6 protein-coding genes and 1 pseudogene are annotated in these 6,027 nt (G+C 69.0%); 3 read left to right on the forward strand and 4 right to left on the reverse strand.

Features of this window, described 5'->3' with window-relative positions:
* Positions 1 to 417: pseudogene (locus tag WBP48_RS17665) on the forward strand (hypothetical protein); the annotation flags it as partial.
* Between the two features lie 30 nt (positions 418 to 447).
* On the opposite strand, the gene WBP48_RS17670 reads toward WBP48_RS17665, so the two are convergent.
* The gene (locus tag WBP48_RS17670) at positions 448 to 1,041 is read right to left on the reverse strand and encodes a DNA-3-methyladenine glycosylase I (protein ID WP_424442047.1); all 594 of its coding nucleotides are present in this window, start codon (positions 1,039 to 1,041) and stop codon (positions 448 to 450) included.
* Between the two features lie 62 nt (positions 1,042 to 1,103).
* On the opposite strand from WBP48_RS17670, the gene WBP48_RS17675 reads away from it, so the two are divergent.
* Complete coding sequence (locus tag WBP48_RS17675) at positions 1,104 to 1,355, forward strand: CopG family transcriptional regulator (protein ID WP_424442048.1); 252 nt, start codon at positions 1,104 to 1,106, stop codon at positions 1,353 to 1,355.
* Entirely contained in the window at positions 1,349 to 1,696 is a 348-nt protein-coding gene (locus WBP48_RS17680; protein ID WP_424442049.1) for a type II toxin-antitoxin system PemK/MazF family toxin, read from the forward strand. The genes WBP48_RS17675 and WBP48_RS17680 overlap by 7 nt, the downstream gene beginning before the upstream one ends.
* Before the next feature lie 17 nt (positions 1,697 to 1,713).
* Here the strand turns inward: WBP48_RS17680 and WBP48_RS17685 are convergent, their stop codons facing one another.
* From WBP48_RS17685 to WBP48_RS17695, 3 genes are all read right to left on the reverse strand, one after another.
* Positions 1,714 to 3,831 carry an acyl-CoA dehydrogenase gene (locus WBP48_RS17685; protein ID WP_424442050.1) on the reverse strand — a complete coding sequence of 706 codons (2,118 nt, stop codon included), beginning with the start codon at positions 3,829 to 3,831 and terminating at the stop codon, positions 1,714 to 1,716.
* Between the two features lie 337 nt (positions 3,832 to 4,168).
* On the reverse strand, positions 4,169 to 5,686 hold the full coding sequence (locus tag WBP48_RS17690; RefSeq protein ID WP_424442051.1) for an MFS transporter: 1,518 nt from the start codon (positions 5,684 to 5,686) through the stop codon (positions 4,169 to 4,171).
* Positions 5,687 to 5,843: 157 nt separating this feature from the next.
* Positions 5,844 to 6,027: hypothetical protein (locus tag WBP48_RS17695; protein ID WP_424442052.1), on the reverse strand; the 184-nt coding region annotated here is incomplete at its 5' end.

The following is a 6,027-nucleotide window of genomic DNA, read 5'->3' on the forward strand; positions in this document are numbered from 1 at the left end:
GTCTCGCTCACGGCCGGGCCTGGAGACCTGGCGGCGGCGGTGTCGGCATCCACCCCCTCCCTCGTGCTCGACTACGTGTGGGGGCCCGTCGCCGAGACCGCCTTCGCGGCGCTCGGACGGCGCGGGCGGCCCGGGCTGGAGGACGACACGGCCGACATCTCCTACGTGCAGATCGGCGCGCTCGGCGGGATGGATGCCGCGGTGCCTGCGGCGCTGCTGCGCAGCCGCAACCTCCGCATCTCGGGAAGCGGCGCGGGTTCGGTCTCGACCGAGCGGCTCGTCGCGGAGCTTCCGGTCGTGATGGCGCGGATCGCCGACGGCACGCTGCAGGTTCCGTACACCGCCTACCCACTCAGCCGGGTGGGCGAGGCCTGGAAGCACCGCGGCCGCGACCGCGCCGTCGTCGTGCCGGATTGAGTCGGGACAAGCGCCGGCTCCGTCCCGCCCTCAGCGTGTCCCGTCGACTGACACTCGGTGGCACCCGACCAGGTGATCGTCGATCATGCCAGCCGACTGCATGAGCGCGTACATCGTGGTCGAGCCGACGAAGCGGAATCCCGCCTTGCGGAGGGCTTTCGAGAGGGCATCGGATGCCGGCGTCACCGCCGGTACGTCCGCGAAGGCGTGCGGGCGGGCGCTCTCCGGTCGAGGCTCCGGCGCGAACGACCACATCAGCGCGTCGAACTCACCCGGAGCCATCGCCGTCACGAGGCAGGCGTTGCCGATCGTGGCGAGGATCTTGGCGCGGTTGCGAATGATGCCGGCATCCATCATCAGCCGTTCCACGACCACGTCGTCGAACGCGGCGACGACCTCGGGATCGAATCCCGCGAAGACCTCGCGGAACCGCGGACGCTTGCGCAGGATCGTGATCCACGACAGCCCTGCCTGGAACCCCTCGAGGCTCAGCTTCTCGAAGAGGGCACGGTCGCCGCGAAGGGGCCGACCCCACTCCTCGTCGTGGTAGCGGCGGTACTCGGCATCGTCGCCGACCCAGCCGCAGCGCGGCAGGGAATCGGGGCCGATGCGGAGGTCACTCACCCGGGTGACGCTAGCAGTAGCGGCGGACGCCCCGAACGATCATACCGAGTTATACTCGCGGAATGAAGACCGCCATCTCCGTTCCCGACGATACGTTCGCCCGCGCCGAGCGCGCCGCTGCGAGGCACGGCTTGAACCGGTCGCAGTTCTATACGATGGCTGCCGAACGCTTCGCATCGGAGCTGGAAGCGTCCGACATCACGGCCGCCATCAACGCCGTCGTCGATGGCATCGACGTCGGGTCCGACGAGTCGACGACCTTCGCGGTCGAGGCGGGAAGGACTCTGCTGTCGAAGGATGACGACCAGTGGTGAGCCGAGCCGACATCCACTGGGCATACTTCGGCGCACCCACCGGCAGCGTTCCCGCGAAGCGGCGCCCCGTCCTGATCGTGCAAGCCAACGAGTACAGTCGCAGCCGCCTCGGTACCGTGATCGTCGCGACCATCACCTCGAACACCGCCCTCGCGGCGATGCCGGGCAACGTCTTTCTTCCCTCCGCGACCACCGGATTGCCGCGGGATTCCGTCGTGAACGTCACGGCTCTCGCCACCGTGGACCGACGCGTTCTCGATACGTACCCGATCGGACGTGTGCCAGCGCTCCTCATGAACGAGGTCGAGAACGGTCTGCAGAGGGTGCTCGGCCTGCACTGAACGCGAAGCGCGCCGCGCTATTTCTTCGCGGCGGTCTTCGTGAGCGACTTCTCCGAGACCGGCGCCGCACCGGATGCCGAGCGTTCGGCGTAGTAGGCGCGCGCCTCGTCCTGACGCTCGCGCTCCGCGCCCGAGGCGATGGGCGCCCGCACGTGCTCCGGCGCGAACCCGAAGGCATCGACGAGATCCTGCGCGTGGGGGCGCAGGCGCAGGCACAGCCGGTCGATGTACTTCGACACGGACGCGGCGCGCTGCGTCGACAACCGCCCGTTGATGAGGTGCCAGGCCAGGTGTTTCTCGATGAGCGAGAGCCCGAACAGGTCGCGCAGCCACGTCAGCACCCGCCGGGTGCCCTCGTCGGAGACCCCGGCGATGCCGTCGCTGAAGGCCTCCCACTGCAGCAGCTCGGCGTGCGCACGGGCGGCTTCGATGAGCTCGGCCTGGCTCGCGTTGAAGATCTCTGCAGCTTCGGCTGGAGAGGCCTTGGATGCCGGGCGTAGCCGCGCGGCGACGTCGGCGACCATCTGCTGCACACGGCCCGCGAGAAGGTCGTGCTGCTGCTCGGCCCGCAGACCGTGCTCGACCGACCGGGCGGTCGAGCCGAGGTCGGCGACAGCCTGCCCGAACTGCCGCAGCCCGGCGCCGTGGAACACCTTGCCCGCGGTCTGGCGCGCAGCGAAGGAGGCCAGCTTCGCGGCATCCGCCCCCTTGAACTGCTTCGCATAGTCGCTGAGAAGCCGCTTGCCGACGAGCTGCAGCAGGACGTTGTTGTCGCCCTCGAAAGTGACGTAGACGTCGAGGTCCTGGTGCAGGCCGACGAGCCGGTTCTCGGCGAGGAATCCGGCGCCGCCGCAGGCCTCGCGGCACTCCTGGATCGTGTCGAGCGCGTTCCAGGTGCTCAGCGGCTTGAGCGCCGCCGCGAGCGTCTCGAGGTTCTCGCGCTCGGCGGGGGTGTCGGCGCGTCCGCTGAAGACTCCGTCGAAGGTGCGCAGCAGCTCGTCACTGGCGAAGAACTGGGCGTACACCTGGGCGAGGCGTGGCAGCAGGCGCCGCTGATGTTTGCCGTAGTCCAGCAGCATGACCTCGTCGCTGCCCGAGCCGGAGTCGAACTGGCGGCGCTGGTTCGCGTAGGTGATCGCGATGTTCAGAGCGAGCGCCGTCGCCGTCGTCGCGGCGCCGTCGAGCGAGACGCGACCCTGCACGAGCGCTCCGAGCATCGTGAAGAAGCGCCTGCCGGGCGATGGGATGTCGGAGCTGTAGGTGCCGTCGGCGGCGACGTCGCCGTAGCGGTTGAGCAGGTTGAAGCGCGGGATGCGGACGTGGTCGAAGTGCAGGCGCCCGTTGTCGATGCCGTTGAGCCCGCCCTTGACGCCGTCGTCCTCGCCGCCGACGCCGGGGAGGAACTGGCCTTCGTCGTCGCGGAGCGGCACGAAGAAGCAGTGCACGCCGTAGTTGACGCCGCCGGTGACGAGCTGGCCGAACACCGTCGCGGCCCGTCCGTGCAGCGCGGCGTTGCCGAGGTAGTCCTTCCAGGCGCCGCGAAACGGTGTGTGGATGACGAACTCCTCCGTCTCGGGGTCGTACGTCGCGGTCGTGCCGATCGCCGCGACGTCCGAGCCGTGGCCGGTCTCCGTCATCGCGAACGCCCCGGGCAGATCGAGCTCGATGACGTCGCGCAACCACGCGTCGTGGTGCTGCTTGGTGCCCAGCTGGTAGATCGCCGACCCGAACAGGCCCCACTGCACGCCGGACTTGATCTGCAGGCTCGGGTCGGCGAGCACGAGCTCCATGAAACCGGCGATGTTCGCGCCGTTGTCGCCGAAGCCGCCGTACTCCTTCGGGAACGCGCGGCGCGACCCGTTGTTCTCCACGAGCAACCGCAACTGGCTCAGCACCCGCTCGCGATGCTCGGGCATCGGCTGCCCGTCGATGCGCCAGAACGCGGGGTCTTTGATCATCTCCCGCGCCTCACGCCGCGTCGCGCCCCACGTGCCCAGGAGAAGGTCGGTGACGGTGTCGACGTGGATGCGGGCCTCGTGCGCCTCATCGGCCGTGTGCGCGGCGGTCGGCGCGCCGCCGGCGGGCGTGCGCTTGCTGGTGGCGGGCTTCTTCGGACGGACGGCGGCGTCGGTCATGGCGGGCCTTTCGATCGGGCGCGCTTCGACGGGGCGCGACAGCGGACAGGGAGAGTCACGTCCGACGGTAGGAGCGTCGGGGTACGTCCGCAAACCGCTTGCGGGTCTCCCACAACGACCGCGTGCGCCACGCCATCCCGATCTGTATGAGACCCACACCCACTCATCGTGACACTCAGTCTCACCGCGCTGGGTCTGGTGGCGCCGGCGCGCGGGGTTGCGGGCCGATCCCGTACGAAAAGCAGGCTGGATCGTCCTTTCTAGCCCGCGACGAGCTCTGAGGTGCGATCCAGCCTGCTTTCGCGACGGTTATTCAGTGGCGCTGCCGCGCCGGCGCCTACTCTCCGGTCTTGCCCGCGGCGAACAGCACCGGCAGGGGCATGGTGTTCGTGTCGATGAACGGGTTGGCATCCTGTCCGTCGACGAGTTGCTGCGCCTCCTCTTTGCTCGAGACAGTGGGCACCGATCCGAGGAGGGGCCGCTTGCCGGTCTCGGCCATCGCGAGCAGGGCGACGCCGGCGATGAGCGAGAAGAACATGATGTAGAACGCGGGCATGAACTTGTTGCCGGTCGCATCGACGAGCAGGTTCGCGAACAGCGGCGTGGTGCCGCCGAACAGCGACGCGGCGATGTTGTAGGTTAGGCCCATCCCGCCGAACCGCGACGGGGTCGGGAACAGTGCCGGCAGCGCCGAGGCGGTCATCGCCACGTAGAAGGCCACGGGGATCGCGACCATGGCCAGGGCGACGAACACCGCCCATTCCTCACCGATCTGCAGGATCGCGAACGCCGGCACCATCAACGCGAGCGTCGAGCCCACGGCGATGAAGTACACCGGTTTGCGGCCGATGCGGTCGGAGAGCTTGCCGATGAAGGGCAGGCACAGCGACATCACCACGAGCACGGGGATCGTCGCCACCGCCGCCTGCAGGTTCGAGACCCCGACCTCGTTCTCCAAGTAAGTGGGCATGTAGCTGGTGAGCGCGTAGCCGGCCGTGCCCTCGGCGGCGACGATCGCGATGCCGATGAGAATCGCCTTCCAGTAGTACCGCACGAGACCGCCCAGGCCGTGCCGCACCCGCGGGTCACGCGGGTCGGTGTAGGCGTTCTCGGTCTCGGCCGCGGCCTCGAAGCTCGGCGTCTCGGGAATGCGCATCCGGAACCAGATGGCGATCGCGCCCAGCGGCAGCGCGATGAGGAACGGGATGCGCCATCCCCAGTCGAGCATCGCGTCGGGGCCGACCGAGACCGTGGTGATCGCCACGACCGAAGCGCCCGCGGCGAAGCCGAGGTACGAGCCGGTGTTCAGCATCGAGGCCCAGAACCCGCGGGAGCGGTCGGGCGAGAACTCGGCGACGTAGGTCGACGCGCCGGCGAACTCGCCGCCGGTGGAGAAGCCCTGCAGCATCTTCAGCAGGTACAGCGGCACGATCACCCACACGCCGGTGCCGGGACCCCACCATCCTTCGAGCTGTTCCGCGGTGGGCAGCATGCCGATCAGGGCGGTCGCGGCCGCCATGATCGCCATCGTGAAGTAGAGCACCTTCTGCCGGCCGACGCGGTCGCCGATCGGACCGAGGATGAGGCCACCCAGTGGGCGGACGAGGAACGACACGGCGAAGCCCAGCAGGGCGAGGGTCAGGCCCAGCGACTCGCCGAAGCCGCTGAGGAACACGTGGTGCATGGTGATGGCGAGGTAGCCGTAGATGCCGAAGTCGTACCACTCCATGAAGTTGCCGACGAAGGCGCCGTTGAGCGCCGTGCGCATCTTCTTGCGTTCGACGACGATGACGTCGGTGACCTCCAGACGGCGTGCCGGGGGTCGGGTGGGGGTTGCGGACCGTTGCGGTGACATGAGGAGTGTCCTCTCTGGGGTGGGAGCCGGACGAACGTCCGACACGGGGCAGCGAGGAGGCGCCAGCGGCTCGCCCGCCCTTCCGATACCGCGGCTTGCGCCGCCACTGAGGAGCCATGCCACCGTCCCCAGACTCAGGACGGCGGAGTATCGAAACTCAGATCAGTCCATCGGACTGCACATTCGGGGTCCCGAAGCGGTGCGCCGTGATCGACACCGCCTGCTCGCGCAGGTACGGCAGCAGCTCGACGCGTCCGGCAGAGACCACTTCGCCGCCGTAGACGGCGACATCGGGCTTGCCGCCGGTCGCGGCGTAGACGGCGGCGACCTCGGCCTCGCGC

The organism is Microbacterium sp., assembly GCF_049661145.1.
In the GTDB taxonomy this organism is placed as follows: domain Bacteria; phylum Actinomycetota; class Actinomycetes; order Actinomycetales; family Microbacteriaceae; genus Microbacterium.